General features: G+C 71.2%; 14 protein-coding genes. 10 read left to right on the forward strand and 4 right to left on the reverse strand.

Annotated features, from left to right (window positions below; genetic code table 11):
- Positions 1-23: 23 nt before the first annotated feature.
- Complete coding sequence (lexA, locus tag PSQ21_RS27805; RefSeq protein WP_274033980.1) at positions 24-821, reverse strand: transcriptional repressor LexA; 798 nt, start codon at positions 819-821, stop codon at positions 24-26.
- A 489-nt stretch (positions 822-1310) separates the two neighbouring features.
- Here lexA and nrdR point away from each other — a divergent pair, with 489 nt between their 5' ends.
- Entirely contained in the window at positions 1311-1823 is a 513-nt protein-coding gene (nrdR, locus tag PSQ21_RS27810; RefSeq protein WP_274033982.1) for a transcriptional regulator NrdR, read from the forward strand.
- 173 nt (positions 1824-1996) lie between these two features.
- Positions 1997-4894: a vitamin B12-dependent ribonucleotide reductase gene (locus PSQ21_RS27815; RefSeq protein WP_274033984.1), complete on the forward strand. Its 2898-nt coding sequence runs from the start codon at positions 1997-1999 to the stop codon at positions 4892-4894.
- Between the two features lie 149 nt (positions 4895-5043).
- Here the strand turns inward: PSQ21_RS27815 and PSQ21_RS27820 are convergent, their stop codons facing one another.
- Positions 5044-5580, reverse strand: a complete 537-nt coding sequence (locus PSQ21_RS27820; protein WP_274033987.1) for a TerD family protein — start codon at positions 5578-5580, stop codon at positions 5044-5046.
- Positions 5581-5866: 286 nt separating this feature from the next.
- Between PSQ21_RS27820 and PSQ21_RS27825 the strand changes: the two genes are divergently transcribed.
- The 6 genes from PSQ21_RS27825 (at position 5867) to PSQ21_RS27850 (ending at position 11782) form a co-directional block, all read left to right on the forward strand.
- Positions 5867-6472 (forward strand): YdbC family protein, encoded by a 606-nt coding sequence (locus PSQ21_RS27825; protein ID WP_274033989.1) that lies wholly within the window; start codon positions 5867-5869, stop codon positions 6470-6472.
- A 66-nt stretch (positions 6473-6538) separates the two neighbouring features.
- Positions 6539-7198: a histidine phosphatase family protein gene (locus PSQ21_RS27830; protein ID WP_274033991.1), complete on the forward strand. Its 660-nt coding sequence runs from the start codon at positions 6539-6541 to the stop codon at positions 7196-7198.
- A gap of 12 nt (positions 7199-7210) precedes the next feature.
- Complete coding sequence (locus PSQ21_RS27835) at positions 7211-8119, forward strand: ADP-ribosylglycohydrolase family protein (protein WP_274033992.1); 909 nt, start codon at positions 7211-7213, stop codon at positions 8117-8119.
- Between the two features lie 236 nt (positions 8120-8355).
- Positions 8356-10194, forward strand: a complete 1839-nt coding sequence (locus PSQ21_RS27840) for a DUF4153 domain-containing protein (RefSeq protein ID WP_274033995.1) — start codon at positions 8356-8358, stop codon at positions 10192-10194.
- Positions 10195-10382: 188 nt separating this feature from the next.
- Positions 10383-11093 carry a ribonuclease HII gene (locus PSQ21_RS27845; protein WP_274033997.1) on the forward strand — a complete coding sequence of 237 codons (711 nt, stop codon included), beginning with the start codon at positions 10383-10385 and terminating at the stop codon, positions 11091-11093.
- A 62-nt stretch (positions 11094-11155) separates the two neighbouring features.
- On the forward strand, positions 11156-11782 hold the full coding sequence (locus PSQ21_RS27850; RefSeq protein WP_274033998.1) for a hypothetical protein: 627 nt from the start codon (positions 11156-11158) through the stop codon (positions 11780-11782).
- Positions 11783-11927: 145 nt separating this feature from the next.
- Here PSQ21_RS27850 and PSQ21_RS27855 read toward each other — a convergent pair whose 3' ends face one another.
- Entirely contained in the window at positions 11928-12569 is a 642-nt protein-coding gene (locus PSQ21_RS27855; protein WP_274033999.1) for a hypothetical protein, read from the reverse strand.
- Positions 12570-12884: 315 nt separating this feature from the next.
- Here PSQ21_RS27855 and PSQ21_RS27860 point away from each other — a divergent pair, with 315 nt between their 5' ends.
- Positions 12885-15044, forward strand: coding sequence for a RecQ family ATP-dependent DNA helicase (locus PSQ21_RS27860; RefSeq protein WP_274034001.1), 2160 nt, complete (start codon positions 12885-12887; stop codon positions 15042-15044).
- A 99-nt stretch (positions 15045-15143) separates the two neighbouring features.
- Here the strand turns inward: PSQ21_RS27860 and PSQ21_RS27865 are convergent, their stop codons facing one another.
- Complete coding sequence (locus PSQ21_RS27865; RefSeq protein ID WP_274034002.1) at positions 15144-15431, reverse strand: hypothetical protein; 288 nt, start codon at positions 15429-15431, stop codon at positions 15144-15146.
- 475 nt (positions 15432-15906) lie between these two features.
- Here PSQ21_RS27865 and PSQ21_RS27870 point away from each other — a divergent pair, with 475 nt between their 5' ends.
- Complete coding sequence (locus tag PSQ21_RS27870; RefSeq protein ID WP_274034003.1) at positions 15907-17286, forward strand: DUF4192 domain-containing protein; 1380 nt, start codon at positions 15907-15909, stop codon at positions 17284-17286.
- Positions 17287-17424 lie beyond the last annotated feature (138 nt).

The following is a 17424-nucleotide window of genomic DNA, read 5'->3' on the forward strand; positions in this document are numbered from 1 at the left end:
CGTTTCTCTCGGATCTGACGTGCTCAGACCCGGCGCAGCACCGCCACCACCTTGCCCAGGATGGTCGCCTCGTCGCCGGGAATCGGCTGGTACGCGGCGTTGTGAGGGAGCAGCCATACGTGACCGTCCTCCCGGCGGAAGCGCTTGACCGTCGCCTCGCCGTCGAGCATGGCGGCGACGATGTCTCCGTTCTCCGCGACGGGCTGGCGGCGGACGGTGACCCAGTCGCCGTCACAGATCGCGGCCTCGATCATCGAGTCGCCGACGACCTTCAGGACGAACAGCTCACCGTCGCCGACGAGCTGGCGGGGGAGCGGGAAGACGTCCTCGACGGACTCCTCGGCGAGGATCGGACCACCGGCGGCGATCCGGCCGACCAGCGGCACATAGGACGCGGCGGGCTTGCCCGTCGTGTCGGTCGGCTGGGTGCTGGGCTGGTCCGATCCGCGCACCTCGTAGGCGCGGGGACGGTGCGGGTCCCGGCGGAGGAAGCCCTTGCGCTCCAGGGCCATCAGCTGATGGGCGACGGACGAGGTGCTGGACAGGCCCACCGCCTGGCCGATCTCCCGCATGGAGGGCGGGTACCCCCGCCGCTGCACGGAGTCGCGGATGACCTCGATGACCCGCCGTTGCCGGTCGGTGAGCCCCGAGCTGTCCGCCCGGATGCCGGGGGGCCTGCCGGGCATGGAACGTCCCGGGCGCGCGGGCTCGGACCCGTCCGTGTTCGTGACTGAGTCATTCATGGCATGCACCGGCTCAAGTCGGCTCTGGGAGCGATGGTCCCGGGCGGTGATGGTGGCACTGTCTGCGGTGGTGGTCACGTCGGCCCCTCTCGAATGGTCTCCCTAGCTGGACAACGGTAGTAGCTTTCGAAAGGTTGCGCCAAACACACGTTCGAGTGAAAAACGAATAAAGGGGTGCCGCAGTGCTACCGACAGGTGTATGAGCAACAGAATAGAGGCCGCGTGAACGCTCGGCCGAGGCCCCTGGCGGCCCCCGCCCGAGTCTTTCATCCGGACCTGTGCGCCGGAGCCCCGGCGGCTCAAAGGCCCGGCCTCTCCCGTACTCTCTTCTCTGGCCCACGCTCCCCCCGGGCGGCCTCCGAGCGAGGTCCGGCGCGCGACACGCGATGGGGCCGGAAACGCGACTCAACCCTAGATCTAGTGGTTGGATTGCTCCAGTCACCCAGAAGTTGTGGTCGCGGTTCAATCGCGCTGTGGCCATCGCCTATGCTGGGGACTGCTTCCAAGGGCCCGGACAAGGCCCTGAAGAGGCTATTCAGTCGTGCGTGTGAAGGAGGGTTGGGAGCCATGCACTGCCCCTTCTGCAGGCACCCCGACAGCAGAGTCGTCGACAGTCGCACCACCGACGACGGGACGTCGATCCGTCGCCGTCGGCAGTGCCCCGACTGTTCCCGCCGTTTCACCACGGTGGAGACCTGCTCGCTGATGGTCGTCAAGCGCAGCGGCGTCACCGAGCCCTTCAGCCGTACCAAGGTCATCTCCGGCGTCCGCAAGGCATGCCAGGGGCGGCCCGTCACGGAGGACGCCCTCGCCAAACTCGGCCAGCGGGTCGAGGAGGCGGTGCGCGCCACCGGCAGCGCCGAGCTGACCACCCACGACGTGGGGCTGGCCATCCTCGGCCCGCTGCAGGAGCTCGACCTCGTCGCGTACCTGCGCTTCGCGTCCGTGTACCGGGCGTTCGACTCCCTGGAAGACTTCGAGGCCGCCATCGTGGAACTGCGTGAGCGGCAGCCTTCCGCGGAGGACCGCGGGAGCGGAGAGACCCTTGAGGTCCCCGCGCCCGCCATTGCCGCCGACTGAGCGGTACCCGCCCGGGACGCCCGTGCCCGCAGAGGTGACTCTGCGGACCGGCGGCAGGGCGACATGAGATGTGCTTCCGGCTGCCGAGTGCGGCTTCCGGAGCATCGGACACACATTGTGCCTGGGAAGATCTGGGCACTTCAGGGCGTTTTCGCCCACATATGGGAGGCGGCATGACAGAGACGGCGAGCGGCCCGGCACGAGGTTCCCGCACCAAGGGCGCCAAGGCGAGCAAGGGTCTGCGTATCGAGCGCATCCACACCAACCCCGGCGTGCACCCGTACGACGAGGTGGCGTGGGAGCGCCGTGACGTCGTCATGACCAATTGGCGCGACGGCTCGATCAACTTCGAGCAGCGTGGCGTCGAGTTCCCCGACTTCTGGTCGGTGAACGCGGTCAACATCGTCACCAGCAAGTACTTCCGCGGAGCTGTCGGCACGCCGCAGCGCGAGACCGGTCTCAAGCAGCTGATCGACCGGATCGTGAAGACGTACCGCAAGGCCGGTGAGGAGAACAGCTACTTCGCCTCTCCCGCGGACGCCGAGATCTTCGAGCACGAGCTGGCCTACGCCCTCCTGCACCAGGTCTTCAGCTTCAACTCCCCGGTCTGGTTCAACGTCGGCACGCCCCAGCCGCAGCAGGTATCCGCCTGCTTCATCCTGGCCGTCGACGACTCCATGGAGTCGATCCTCGACTGGTACAAGGAAGAGGGCATGATCTTCAAGGGCGGCTCGGGCGCCGGCCTGAACCTCTCCCGTATCCGCTCCTCCAAGGAGCTCCTCTCCTCCGGCGGCAACGCCTCGGGACCGGTCTCGTTCATGCGCGGCGCCGACGCGTCCGCCGGAACGATCAAGTCGGGCGGTGCCACCCGCCGCGCCGCCAAGATGGTCATCCTCGACGTCGACCACCCCGACATCGAGAACTTCATCGAGACCAAGGTCAAGGAGGAGGAGAAGATCCGCGCCCTGCGCGACGCGGGCTTCGACATGGACCTGGGCGGCGACGACATCACGTCCGTCCAGTACCAGAACGCCAACAACTCGGTCCGCGTGAACGACGAGTTCATGAAGGCCGTCGAGTCGGGCGGCAAGTTCGGGCTGCGCGCCCGTATGACCGGCGACGTCATCGAAGAGGTCGAGGCCAAGTCCCTCTTCCGCAAGATGGCCGAGGCCGCCTGGGCGTGCGCCGACCCGGGCATCCAGTACGACGACACCATCAACGCCTGGCACACCTGCCCGGAGTCCGGCCGGATCAACGGCTCGAACCCGTGCAGCGAGTACATGCACCTGGACAACACCTCGTGCAACCTCGCCTCGCTGAACCTGATGAAGTTCCTCAAGGACGACGGCCTGGGCAACCAGTCCTTCGAGTCCGAGCGCTTCGCCAAGGTCGTCGAGCTGGTCATCACCGCGATGGACATCTCGATCTGCTTCGCGGACTTCCCCACGCAGAAGATCGGCGAGAACACCCGCGCCTACCGTCAGCTGGGCATCGGCTACGCGAACCTCGGCGCCCTGCTGATGGCGACCGGTCACGCGTACGACAGCGACGGCGGCCGCGCGCTGGCCGGTGCCATCACCTCGCTGATGACCGGCACCTCCTACCGTCGCTCCGCCGAGCTGGCCGCGGTCGTCGGCCCGTACGACGGCTACGCCCGTAACGCCGAGCCGCACCAGCGCGTCATGAGGCAGCACTCCGACGCCAACGCCAAGGCCGTCCACGTCGACGACCTCGACTCTCCGGTCTGGGCCGCCGCGACGGAGGCCTGGCAGGACGTGATCCGGCTCGGAGCGAAGAACGGCTTCCGCAACGCCCAGGCCTCGGTCATCGCGCCCACCGGCACCATCGGTCTCGCGATGTCCTGCGACACCACCGGTCTGGAGCCCGACCTCGCCCTGGTCAAGTTCAAGAAGCTGGTCGGCGGCGGCTCGATGCAGATCGTCAACGGCACGGTGCCGCAGGCGCTGCGCCGCCTCGGCTACCAGCCGGAGCAGATCGAGGCGATCGTCGCCCACATCGCCGAGCACGGCAACGTGGTCGACGCCCCCGGTCTGAAGACCGAGCACTACAGCGTCTTCGACTGTGCGATGGGCGAGCGCTCCATCTCCGCGATGGGCCACGTCCGGATGATGGCGGCCATCCAGCCGTGGATCTCCGGCGCGCTCTCCAAGACGGTGAACCTCCCCGAGACGGCCACCGTCGAGGATGTCGAGGAGGTCTACTTCGAGGCGTGGAAGCTGGGCGTCAAGGCGCTCGCGATCTACCGCGACAACTGCAAGGTCGGCCAGCCCCTCTCCGCCAAGACCAAGGACAAGGAGAAGGAAGAGGTCACCGCGAAGGCCGAGGAGACCATCCGTACGGCGGTCGAGAAGGTCGTCGAGTACCGTCCGGTCCGCAAGCGTCTCCCCAAGGGCCGTCCCGGCATCACCACCTCCTTCACGGTGGGCGGCGCCGAGGGCTACATGACCGCCAACTCCTACCCGGACGACGGTCTCGGCGAGGTCTTCCTGAAGATGTCCAAGCAGGGCTCGACCCTCGCGGGCATGATGGACGCCTTCTCCATCGCCGTCTCGGTGGGTCTGCAGTACGGCGTCCCGCTGGAGACGTACGTCTCGAAGTTCACCAACATGCGCTTCGAGCCGGCCGGTATGACGGACGACCCGGACGTGCGGATGGCGCAGTCGATCGTTGACTACATCTTCCGTCGCCTGGCGCTCGACTTCCTGCCCTTCGAGACCCGCTCGGCCCTCGGCATCCACTCCGCCGAGGAGCGTCAGCGCCACCTGGACACCGGCAGCTATGAGCCGTCGTTCGAGGCGGACGGCCTGGACGCGGACAGTCTGACGGAATCGTCCCCGGTCCGCGCCGAGCCCCTGAAGGTGGTGGCGGCTCCCGAGGAGTCCGCCGTGAAGCCCGCGCCGAAGACGGCGCACACCTCGGCCGAACTGGTCGAGATGCAGCTCGGCATCAGCGCCGACGCCCCGCTCTGCTTCTCCTGCGGTACGAAGATGCAGCGCGCCGGCTCCTGCTACATCTGCGAGGGCTGCGGCTCGACGAGCGGTTGCAGCTGACCGGACGCGGAACCGCGCTGACGCGCGGCTGACCCGTGGTTCACGAAGGGGACCGGCCATCGGCCGGTCCCCTTCGGCATGTCCCCGGCCTCGTTCCGGATTCCAGCAGGTCGCCGTCTCCCCGACGGGTTGGCCGGAACTGGCCGCCGTCACCCTTCGGCGGCCCGGCTTCCCATCACCGTGGCGAACGTGTCGGGGTCGCCGTCGAAGCCGCGTACGGCCGACCGGAAGCCCCAGAGCCCGGAGCCGTCCCGGGTGAACTCCCCGACGACCGCCGCGGTCGCCCACGCCACGTCGGAGAAGTCGTTCTCGGCCAGGATCGTGTAGCCCTCTCGGATCTCCATCGCCGTGTTCCCTATGTCGCCGAAGGCCTTCCGACCGTCGCGCTGCTGGATGGCCACACCGACCACCACCCGCCCGTACGTCTCCGCCAGCCGGTTCAGCTCGATGGTCATGACCTCGTCGAAACCGAAGCCCTGGCCGGTCCGGCTGTCCCGGTTCAGCGTGATGGTGCCGTCCGGCGAACGGCTGTCGAAGTGCACCAGATAGGCGGGGGCGCCGTACGGCTCGCCCGCGGGGTAGGTCGCCGCGATGATGTCGAGGTCGTTGGCCGCCGCTCCGTGCGGGCTGGGGTCCCATTTGACCCGCACCTCGACCTTTTCGATGTCCTTGTTAGGAGTGCTCAAGGGACTTCCCTCCCGGCCGACGGCCCACGGACCGTATCCATCACCTGATACACGATTCACCCGATCATGTACGGAACCGGCCGCGGAACCAACTGCTCCGGCCACGGGCGGCGGATTCGGGCCACCCTCGGGCCGCCCTCGCCCCAGAGCCGGCTCCGCTTGCCGCGCGAGGTGAGCCGAGCGCGGGCCGGCATGACGATCGTTGTGCGAGGGGAACGACCGCTCGGGGCACACTCCCCGGCTCCGACCGTGACGCGCGCCACGCTCCGCGCCGTACGATGGCGCGGTGCTGGTGAAGTGGATTCGCTGTTCCGTGGTGGACCGTCATGGTTTCGAACGGGGACAGCGGAAGTGGGCGGGGCTGCTCGGCGAGCCGGGGTTCAGGGGACAGAGCGGCGGGTGGAGCCGAACGCGCCCCGACGTCGCCCACGTCTTCGCGTTCTGGGAGAACCGCGTCTTCTACGACTCCTTCATGGCCCGCGGGCACGACCGGCTGGCGGCCGGGCAGTCGGGCATGTTCCGCGACATGCAGGTCACGCTCTTCGAGCGCCGCTTCGACGTGAAGACGGGCTTCGAGCCCCACTTCGCGGAGGCGGACGTCGTCAGGGTCGCGCACAGCCGGGTGCACGAGGACCGCGCCGAGCACTTCGTCCTGATGCAGCAGCAGGTGTGGAACCCCGCCATGGCCGGATCGCCCGGCATGCTGCGCGGCGTGTTCGGCGAGGCGCCCGGCAACGAGTTCCTCGCGCTGTCCCTGTGGAAGTCGAGCGCCGAGCGCGGCAAGTACCGTGAGGCGGGGGCCGAACGGCTGGCGGCCCGCGCGCAGACCGAGACGGACGTGATCGCGCTGACGGGAGACGTCGTGGAGCTGGAACCCTCCTGGACGGTGTGACGGTGTGACCCGGGCCCCACGCCCGTGGAGAGCCCCGACCCCTCGTACAAGCCCTAGGCTCGGAGCATGGCACGACCGCAGCGCATTGTCCTCGTCCGGCACGGCGAGTCCGAGGGCAACGCCGACGACACGGTGTACGAGCGGGAGCCCGACCACGCGCTCCGGCTCACCGACACGGGTCTGCGGCAGGCCCGGGAGGCCGGGGAGGGGCTGCGCGAGCAGTTCGGCGAGGAACGGGTAAGTGTCTACATCTCGCCGTACCGCCGCACCCATGAGACGTTCCGGGCCTTCGGCCTCGACCCCGCACGCGTCCGCGTACGCGAGGAGCCCCGGCTGCGCGAGCAGGACTGGGGCAACTGGCAGGACCGGGAGGACGTACGGCTGCAGAAGGCCTACCGCGACGCCTACGGGCACTTCTTCTACCGCTTCGCCCAGGGCGAGTCCGGCGCCGACGTCTACGACCGGGTCGGGGCGTTCCTGGAGAGCCTGCACCGGAGCTTCGAGGAGCCGGACCACCCGGAGAACGTCCTGCTGGTCACCCATGGGCTGACGATGCGGCTGTTCTGCATGCGCTGGTTCCACTGGTCGGTCGCGGAGTTCGAGTCGCTGTCCAACCCGGGCAACGGCGAGACGCGGACCCTGCTGCTGGGCGAGAACGGCCGCTACACCCTCGACCGGCCCTTTCAGAGCTGGCGGACCCCTGAGCCGTACGGCCGCACCGGATAGAGTGGCAGGGCGATGACCGCTGATTCTGCTTCCGAGCGGCGCTTCGAACGCGCCCTGGCCAGCCTGCGTGGGCTGTCCGTGGGAGACGCCCTGGGCTCCCAGTTCTTCGTCCCCGTCAACTACCCCCTGCTGAAACAGCGGGCCCTGCCGCCCGCGCCCTGGCAGTGGACCGACGACACCGAGATGGCCTGCTCGGTCCTTGCCGTGCTCACCGCGCACGGCCGCGTCGACCAGGATGCCCTCGCCCGCTCCTTCGCCGAGCACCACGACTTCGACCGGGGCTACGGCCCCGCCGTCAACCGGCTTCTCAGGCTCGTACGGGAGGGCGGCGACTGGCGGGAACTGTCCTCGGCGCTGTTCCAGGGCCAGGGTTCCTGGGGCAACGGTTCGGCGATGCGCATCGCCCCGCTCGGCGCCTGGTACGCGGACGATCCGGAGCAGGCCACACACCAGGCGGAGATCTCCTCGTACACCACGCATCAGCACCGCGAGGCGGTCGTCGGCGCCATGGCCGTGGCCGCCGCCGCGTCGCTCGCAGCCGCCCCCGGCGGGCCGCCGACCCCCGAGGACTTCCTCGACGGCGTCATCGCCCTCGTACCCCGCAGCGCCGTCGGCGCGGGGCTGCGCCGGGCCCGCGACATGCTGGACTACGGGGACTCCGGTACGGTCGCCGCGGTTCTCGGCAACGGCCGCCGCACCAGCGCCCACGACACCGTGCCGTTCGCGCTCTGGTCGGCCGCCAGGAGCCTCGGGGACTACGAGCAGGCGTTCTGGGTCACGGCCCAGGCGGGTGGTGACGTCGACACGACCTGCGCCATCGTCGGCGGTGTCGTCGCCTCGGGCGAGACCGGAGCGCCGCCGGCCGACTGGCTGGCACGGACGGAGGAGCCGCCGGCGTGGCTGACGGCGGTGCCGCGCTGACGGCGTTCCCGTGCTGACGGCGCTTCCGCGCCCCTGAGCCGACCGCGCCCGGACCGGGGAGCCGGTTGTCTGTCACGGTCCTGCCACAGGATCACTCTGTGTGTCTGCGAACGCGAGTTCGGGATTATTCTTTCGGCCACGCCGCCTCTATTGATCTTGAGGGCGCGCGCCGAATGAGACGCCGGGGCAGGCGTACGGCCCAGGGCCGCGCGTGGACCCGGTGGGGGAGGGGTCCCATGTCCGATCAGCCGTCCGAGGAGTCCGGACCGCCGGAGAAGCCGAAGGAAGCAGACGCGCCCCGGCCACCGGAACCGTCGGCGGCCTCCGAGGCCGCCGCCCCACCGGCGTCGAACGAACCGGGTCCGTCCGAGGCACCGCCGTCCGAGGTGCGGACCGCCGGTGCGCCGGCGGCCGGTCCGTCGAGTCCGTCCGCGGCCGGGGACCCTGCCCCGGCGCAGGCATCCGACGACCGGCGCCCCCAGGCCAGGGCGGCTCGACAAACCGGGCAGCCGGGCAGCCCCTGGCAGCACGGCGCCGGGGCGCCCGCCGCCAAGGGCGACGGCGCGACGGCACGGATCCGTCCACCCGCACCGCCCTTGATCCGCCCCGCCGTGCTCTGGTCGGTCCTGGCCACCGCCGTCCTGAGCGCGCTCTTCCTGGGCGACGGACTCGGGGTGAACCTGCTGATCGTGGCCCTGCCCGCCGCGCTGGCCGCGTTCTTCGCCGCGCGGGCTGCGGGCCGCAGACTACGGCCCTGGACGGCGACCTGGGCGCTGGGAGGGCTCGCGCTGCTCGCGGTGCCGGCGCTCCGGGACGCGGGCTGGCCCACCTTCCTCGCCGTGGTGTCCGCTTTCGCGCTCGGTTCGCTGGCGCTGCACGGCAGCCGCAGCTGGCTGGGGGTGCTGATCGGCTCGCTGGGGCTGTTCGACTCGGTCGTCCCCGGCATCATCTGGGGCGTGCGGGGGGTCCGCGCGCGAGGTGAAGGTTCCCGGGCGCGCTGGGGCGCCGCCCTGCGCACCACGGTGGTGGCCCTCGTGCTGCTGGTGGTGTTCGGAACCCTCTTCGCCAGCGCGGACGCCGCGTTCGCCGAACTGCTGGGCAGCCTCATGCCCGACGCCTCGGTCGGCGAGGGACCCTGGAGGATCTTCCTCTTCGCCCTCGGGCTGGCCGGCGCGCTCGCCGCCGCACACGCCGCGGCCGCACCGGTGCGCTGGGACGGGATCACCGTACGGCCCGGCACACCCCGGGGGCGGGCCGAATGGGCCCTTCCGCTGATCGTCCTCGACCTGCTCTTCGCCGCGTTCATCACGCTCCAGCTCGTCGTGCTCTTCGGCGGGTACGACAAGGTGCGGGACGTGACCGGGCTCAGCCACGCCGAGTACGCCCGCCAGGGCTTCTGGCAGCTGCTGTGGGCCACGCTGCTCACCCTTCTCGTCATCGCCCTGGCCCTGCGCTGGGCGCCGCGCGGCGGCGCCGGGGACCGCACCCTGGTGCGAGCCGTCCTCGGCCCCCTCTGCGTCCTCACCCTCGTCGTGGTCGCCTCCGCACTGCGCCGCATGGACCTGTACGTCGACGAGTACGGCCTGACCAGGCTCCGGATATCCGTGGCCGCGATGGAGCTCTGGCTCGGGGTGGTGCTGATCCTGATCCTGGCGGCCGGGGTCTTCGGGGCCCGGTTCCTGCCCCGGGCCATCGCGGTGAGCGCGGCGGCCGGCGTCCTGGCCTTCGGGCTGCTCTCACCGGACGGGCTGATCGCGGAACAGAACGTCCAGCGCTTCGAGGACAGCGAGTCGACCGCCATCGACATCGACTACGTCCAGGACCTGTCCGCCGACGCCGTACCGGCCCTGGACCGCCTGCCCGAACCGGAACGCTCCTGTGCGCTGCGGATCATCCAGAACGAGGTCCTTCACGCAGACACCCCCTGGTACGCGACCAGCTGGGGAGAGGCGCGCGCCAAGGAGATCCTGGAGAAGCGCCCGGTGAAGGGCGACGCGAGTGACTGCTACAACGCGGGCAGGGAAGGGACCCGGGACGGATACGAGCCGGACGGCGACGGCTACGACCCGTACTGAGCCGACGGGCTCCCCGGCCCGGCCGGCACCCTCCGAGCCAACGGGCCATCCGAGCCGACGAGCCCCCTGGACCCACGGGTTCAGGGGGCCCGCGCGCCCCGCGAACCCGTCTCCGCCGGCTGATTCGCGGGACGCACGGCGCCCCGGGGTGTTGCTGCCGTGGCTCTCGGCGTACGCTGGCTGGCGCCATGCCGTACGAACCACCCACGCACACCGTCGAGCGCTCACTTCGCGCTACCACCGGTGCCAGGACCGTCGCCGGTGTCGATGAGGTCGGACGCGGTGCGTGGGCCGGACCCGTCACCGTGTGCGCGGCGGTTACCGGTCTGCGCCGACCGCCCGAAGGCCTCACCGATTCCAAGTTGTTGACCCCCCGGCGGCGCGCCGAGCTCGCTCCCGTGCTGCGGAGCTGGGTCACCGCCTACGCGCTGGGCGACGCCTCGCCGCAGGAGATCGACGACCTCGGAATGACCGCCGCCCTCCGGCTCGCCGCCGTGCGGGCCCTGGAAGGGCTGCCGGTGCGGCCCGACGCGGTGATACTCGACGGCAAGCACGACTATCTGGGCGTTCCCTGGAAGGTCCGCACCGTGATCAAGGGCGATCAGTCCTGTATCGCGGTCGCGGCGGCTTCGGTGATCGCCAAGGTGCACCGGGACCGGATGATGGCCGAGCTGGGCGCCGCGTCCGAGGACTGCGCCGGCTTCGCCTTCGATGCCAACGCGGGGTATCCCTCGCCGGTGCACCGGGCCGCGCTGGAGGAGCGGGGGCCCACGGCCCATCACCGTCTCTCCTGGGCGTATCTGGACGCGCTGCCCCGGTGGCAGCACCTGAAGAAGGTCCGTTTCTCCGCCGAGGCGGCCGCACTCGAAAGCGGGGGCCAGCTCGGCTTCGAATTCTGAACGCGCACACGCGCCCCTCTTACCGACGCCGACGACATCGGCGTTCGCCCCAGACCACCTTCATGCCTCTGATCTCCGAGGAGCCTCAGATTCCCGAGAGCGCCCAGGGTCCCCGCGTCACTCCGGCCGCCGGCCGCACCGCGCCGACCCCTCGTCCCGTACCCGGTCCGCGTTCCGCGACCACTCCGCGTCCCGGCCCCGCGCGCCCCGCGCCCCCGGTGCAGCGCGCCCGCCCCGCCCCCGCGGCACCCGCGGCTCCGGCGGCCCCCGCCCGCCCGGAGCCGCAGGAGAATCGTTCCGCGCCGCAGATCCAGCTGATCCCGGCCCCGGCGGCCGGCGCGCTCGACGCGGCCGAGGAAGCCGTCGACCTGCTGCTGGAGTCCGGTCGCGCACCGGGCGACATCCTGGTGCTCACCACCGGCGAACAGCACCCGTGGGCCGCCCACGAGCTGTCCTTCGGTGAAGCGGCCTACTGGGCCCAGCACGACGCGGGCGACGACGTCTTCTTCGCCGACGCCTCGGTGGTGGACCGGGCCGCGTCCAGGCCCGTGGTCGTCGTCGCCGTCAACGACGACGCCGACCGGGACGTGGCGCGTACGCTGCCCGTCGCACGTGACCGCGCCGCCGCGCTGCTGATCGTCTGCGGAGACCCGCAGACGATCAACTCCGCACTCGGCGCAGGGGTCTGAACACACCCCACCGGTCCTCCCGGCCGCCCGCACGGACGGCCGGGAGGACCTTCGCCGATCTTCCGGCCACGACTGCCACGACCGGGCAACGACGGTGACGGACCGGTGGCCGACCGGCGCCCGCTCGACAGGTGAGCAGGGCCGCTCAGCGGGCCGCGGTGCGACGCAGCGCCTCCGCGGATCCGCCGCCCGACCGCGTCGGGGCGGTCCGGTGCTCGGCGACGGTGTCGGCCAGGAGCGCCGGCTCCGACAGCGAACTGGGCCGCCGCCCGCCCCTGCCCTCGCCGAGCACCTGCCAGCCCCCGCGGGTGAGCGTGATGTACGCGCCGCAGCGCAGACCGTGCAGCGTGCAGGCGTCCCGGAGGCCCCACATCCACGCACCGTCCTCCTCGGTCCAGCGTTCGTCGCCGTCACGGCAGTACAGGAGCACAGCCGTACGGACCGGAGTGCGGCGTCGCAGATCGTGCGGGACGACGCGCCGAAGCTGCGCCAGCAGGGCGTTGCGGAATTCCCAGCCGTCCGCGGCCACCGTCGCCCGGCGGGCGAATGAGGCGCTCGCCGTGAGCCGTTCCTCATGGTCGAGGACCGCGACCACGGCGGTGGCCGGCGTCGGCCGGTGCCGGGAGTGCAGTCCGCTGACGACCTCCCGGGGACTTCGGAGCAGGGGTATGCCCGCCGACGCCCACTCCGCTGGTTCGAGTATCCGGGCAAGGCGGTTGACGGAGTCTGCGGAAACCGAGGACGCCGCTGTCGAAGTGGCTGTGGACGGGGCGAATCCGAAGGTCACGGTCCTCCCTTCGCTACGCGCCCACGATGCGGGCAGGGTCGGGTGAGGGCGCGCCGCGGCACAGCCCTTCCGGGCCCGATGAGGAACTGTGCGGGGGCAGCTCCAATTCTCCCTGGCCCACCGGCAGGCGGCAACGAGCAATTGCTGCGGCTGACGGGAATCATCCGGAATGACACTGATATCCCTGCCCATCCCCGCCCGTCGTGACTCCTCCCGTCCCCCCTGAATCGCGAGGACCAGCGGAAACACCCCCTGAGCGCGCCGTCGCCATGGGTGGATTCGCTGATTGTCAGTCCCATCGGGTTGCATGGAGGCATGGACACCCTGGAGCTCCGCACCGAAGCCGACGCCATCCTCGCTGAGCTGGTCGGTGCGCCCGGAGGGTCGGCGCGGCTGCGGGAGGATCAGTGGCAGGCGGTGGCGGCCCTGGTGGAGGAGCGCCGTCGAGCGCTGGTGGTCCAGCGCACGGGGTGGGGGAAGTCCGCGGTGTATTTCGTGGCCACCGCGCTGTTGCGGCGGCGCGGAGCAGGCCCGACGGTGATCATCTCGCCGCTCCTGGCGTTGATGCGCAACCAGGTCGAGTCGGCGGCGCGGGCGGGCATCCGGGCTCGCACCATCAACTCGGCCAACCCGGAGGAATGGGAAACGATCTACGGCGAGGTGGAGCGCGGGGAGACCGATGTTCTCCTGGTGAGCCCGGAGCGCCTCAACTCCGTGGACTTCCGTGATCAGGTGCTGCCGAAGCTCGCGGCGACGACCGGTCTACTGGTGGTCGACGAGGCGCACTGCATTTCCGACTGGGGTCATGATTTCCGGCCCGACTACCGTCGGCTGCGCACGATGCTCGCGGAGCTGCCGGCGGGAGTGCCGGTGCTCGCCACCACGGCCACCGCCAACGCGCGGGTGACCGCGGATGTGGCCGAGCAATTGGGCACGGGCGGCGGCGACGCGCTGGTTCTGCGGGGGCCCCTGGACCGCGAGAGCCTGCGGCTGGGTGTGCTGGAGTTGCCGAACGCGGCGCACCGGCTCGCATGGCTGGGGGAGCGGCTCGGGGACCTGCAGGGTTCGGGGATCATCTACACGCTGACGGTCGCGGCGGCGGAGGAGGTCGCCGCGTTTCTGCGGCAGCGCGGATATCCGGTGGCCTCGTACACGGGGAAGACGGAGAACGCCGACCGGTTGCAGGCGGAGGAGGATCTGCTGGCGAACCGGGTGAAGGCTCTGGTGGCGACCTCTGCGCTGGGGATGGGTTTCGACAAGCCGGACCTCGGCTTCGTGGTGCACCTGGGGTCGCCCTCGTCGCCGATCGCCTATTACCAGCAGGTGGGGCGTGCGGGGCGCGGCGTCGACCATGCCGACGTCCTGCTGCTTCCGGGCAAGGAGGACGAGGCGATCTGGGCGTATTTCGCCTCGGTGGGGTTCCCGCCCGAGGAGCAGGTGCGGCGCACCCTGGACGTGCTGGAGCAGGCGGGCCGTCCGTTGTCGCTGCCGGCGCTGGAGCCGTTGGTGGAGCTTCGGCGCTCGCGTCTGGAGACGATGCTGAAGGTCCTGGACGTGGACGGTGCGGTCAAGCGCGTGAAGGGCGGCTGGACCGCGACGGGGCGGCCGTGGGCGTACGACGCGGAGCGCTACGCGTGGGTCGCCAAGCAGCGGGCGGCGGAGCAGCAGGCGATGCGGGACTACGTGGCGGCCACGGGGTGCCGCATGGAGTTCCTGCAGCGGCAGCTCGACGACGAGAAGGCGGTGCCGTGCGGCCGCTGCGACAACTGCGCCGGCCCCTGGCTCGATCCGGCCGTCTCCTCCGCGGCCCTGTCGACGGCGACCGGTGAGCTCGACCGGCCGGGCGTCGAGGTCGACCCCCGCAAGATGTGGCCGACCGGCCTGGCCTCGGTCGGCATGGACCTCAAGGGCCGTATCCCCGCGGGGCAGCAGGCGATGACGGGGCGTGCGCTGGGGAGGCTGTCCGACATCGGCTGGGGCAACCGCCTGCGCCCGCTCCTGTTGGCGCAGGCGGCCGACGGGCCGGTCCCGGACGATGTGCTGAACGCCGTGGTGACGGTGCTCGCGGACTGGGCCCGCTCGTCGGGCGGCTGGGCCGGCGGGTCTCCCGACGCGGTGGCGCGGCCCGTGGGGGTCGTGCTCGTGCCGTCACGCGCCCGCCCTCAGCTGGTCACCTCCCTGGCCGAGGGTGTGGCCCGGGTCGGGAGACTCCCGCTCCTGGGCAGCCTGGCCCACACCTCGTATGCCGACGAGCACGCCGGGCACCGCAGCAACTCCGCCCAGCGGCTGCGTGCCCTGGCCGACTCGTTCACCGTGCCGGAAGAGCTCGCCGCCGCGCTGGCCGACGTCCACGGTCCGGTTCTGCTCGTCGACGACTACACCGACTCCGGCTGGACCCTCGCTGTGGGCGCACGCCTGCTCCGCCAGGCCGGTGCCGATCAGGTGCTCCCGCTTGTCCTGGCCGTGGCGGGATAGGCCGCGACGGCGTTCCGGCCGGTGAGGGCAGCTCGACCGTCCGGAATCCGGGTCGACTGCCGCCGCGACACGTCGAGCGGAAAGCTTTCTCCTGGCTGGTCAGTCGAAGAAGGTATCCCGGTGGGGCGGACGGGCCGGGTTCCGACGGCCGCTCGCACGGTCAGTCGGCGAAGTGCTGCGCGAGGTCCAGATGGCCTCCAGTCCGAAGGGACGGTAGCCGTCCTCCGGTGTCCAGACCGACGAACCGGAACGCTCCTGGGCACGGGAGTGCGCCGTGGGACCCGACAGCACCGTGCGTTCGATGCCTCCGAGGCGTCGCTCGAAGTCGGCCTGCAGCCGGTTCAAGGTATCGAGGAAGTCCTCGAGCGGAACGCTTCCTTCGTACATCTGCTCCTCGTTCTCTGCATCGTTCCCGGCTCCCTGTGCCGGAGCCGGAACGTACGGGTGGTCGCCGAAGCCGCGTCAGCCGTGCACAGGCGGCCTCGAAGTCGTCAAAATTTGAAACGAAACGTGCTTTCCACTGCTGCACTCACTCCGCACAACGAGCCCTTTGGCCGGAGGGAGTGCGGCATTCGGGTGGCGCGGTGCCGAGGTGCCGCTTCCGCGCCGGATCGTTCGGTAGCACCTCGGCCCTCGGGTACGCATGGCGGGAGACGGTGCCGTCGGTGACCTGGCGGCGGACGAACGAGGCTCAGGGGGGCGCGCCCGCACAGCCACGTCGCGTCCGAGGGCGGCAACCATTCCGACGCCGCACGGGCCGACGTGCTGGTCAACCGGGCGTCGGCCTGTTCGACCGCGACCCCTGTGGATAACGTTATCCACAGGGGTCGCGGAACGTGGCGGGCTGAGGGACCGTCAAGGCATGAACAAGCACCACGAATCCACCGGCCCGGCCGGGGAGCAGCAGATCACCCTGCGTGGGCCCGCCGAGCTCGCCGACGCCCTCCCGTATCTCATGGGCTTCTATCCCAACGACAGCGTCGTGATGGTCGCCCTGCACGGCGGGCGGGGCCGGTTCGGCGGCCGGCTTCGCATGGGAATTCCGCAGGCGCCCGGCGAATGGGGGCCGGTCGCCGACCAGTTGGCGGACTGCCTGGTGTCGGGGAGCGAGCGCCGTGAAGGGCGGCCCGACGCGATCGTGATCTTCCTCTGCCAGGACTCTCCGGACGGGTCGGGCGGCCGGCCGACCATGGAGCGGCTCAGGCCTTTCGCGCAACGCCTGCGCACGGCGTGCGGAGCACTGGACGTTCCCGTCCTCGAAGCGCTCTGCATCTCCGACGGCCGCTACTGGTCCTACTGCTGTCCCGACACCCGGTGCTGCCCCGATCAGGGGAGCCCCCTGGCCATGCCCGGCACCACGGTGATGGCCGCGGCCGCCGCCTACGCGGGCGTCCATGTGCGGGGCACGCTGCGCGACATGGAGGCGCGGCTCCAGCCCTGGCAGGCCCCGGCGGCCGTGACCACGCAGGAGGAGGCCCTGGACCGGGCGGGACCGGCGCTGATCCCGAGGCTCCTCGACGAGCGGGTCAGGGGAGAGGTCGCGGCGGAGACCCTTCGGCTCGCGCGCACGCTCATGGACCGCATCGAGGAGGCGCAGCCCGCTCCCCCCGCGCTCTCGGACGCCGGGGACGACCAGTTGATCGGCTCCGACGAGGCCGCGGCCGTCATTCTCGGGCTCCAGGACCGGGAGACCCGGGACAAGGCTGCCGCCTGGATGGAGGGTGCGGAAGCGCAGGCGGCCCTGCGTCTGTGGCGGACGCTGGCACGGCGTTGCGTCGGAGCGTACGGGGAGCACGCCGCCGCGCCGCTCACCCTGGCGGGCTGGGTCTCCTGGTCCACGGGCGACGAGCCGGGCGCGCGGGTCGCCCTGGCCCTGGCGCTGCGCGCCGATCCCGGCTATACGTTCGCCCAGCTGCTGCATCGGGCCTGCAACGAAGGGCTCGATCCGGAGGCCCTGCGCCGTTGCCTGCGCGAGGCCGCGGACGAGGGGGCGGGCTCCGACGCCCGGGCCGTGGAGGCGGCGATGGATCCCGCCGCCGACCGGGCCGCCACCTCGCTGCGCGTCCGGAAGGTCCGCCCGTTGCCCGACGGGGGTCGGCGGCGGGGGCGCGCTCACCGGCCCCCGGGTGCCGAGCGGGCGAAGGCGGCACCCCGTTCCGCCGCTCCCCGGACCACCGTGGGCGGGCGGCGGTCGCGCGAGGCTCGGAGGTACGGCCGTCGCTCCAGCAGGACGCGACGATGACCCGGGTGCGAGCCGAGCCGGCGGGGGACGTCCGTCCGGCCCGCCGACCAACCGGAACGCGGGCCACCGAGCCGACTGCTCGCCGCGCGTCCGCAGACGTGGCGCCCCGACTGATCACCAGCATGCCGAAGGGAGTGT

This window comes from Streptomyces sp. MMBL 11-1 (assembly GCF_028622875.1).
Taxonomy (GTDB): Bacteria; Actinomycetota; Actinomycetes; order Streptomycetales; family Streptomycetaceae; genus Streptomyces.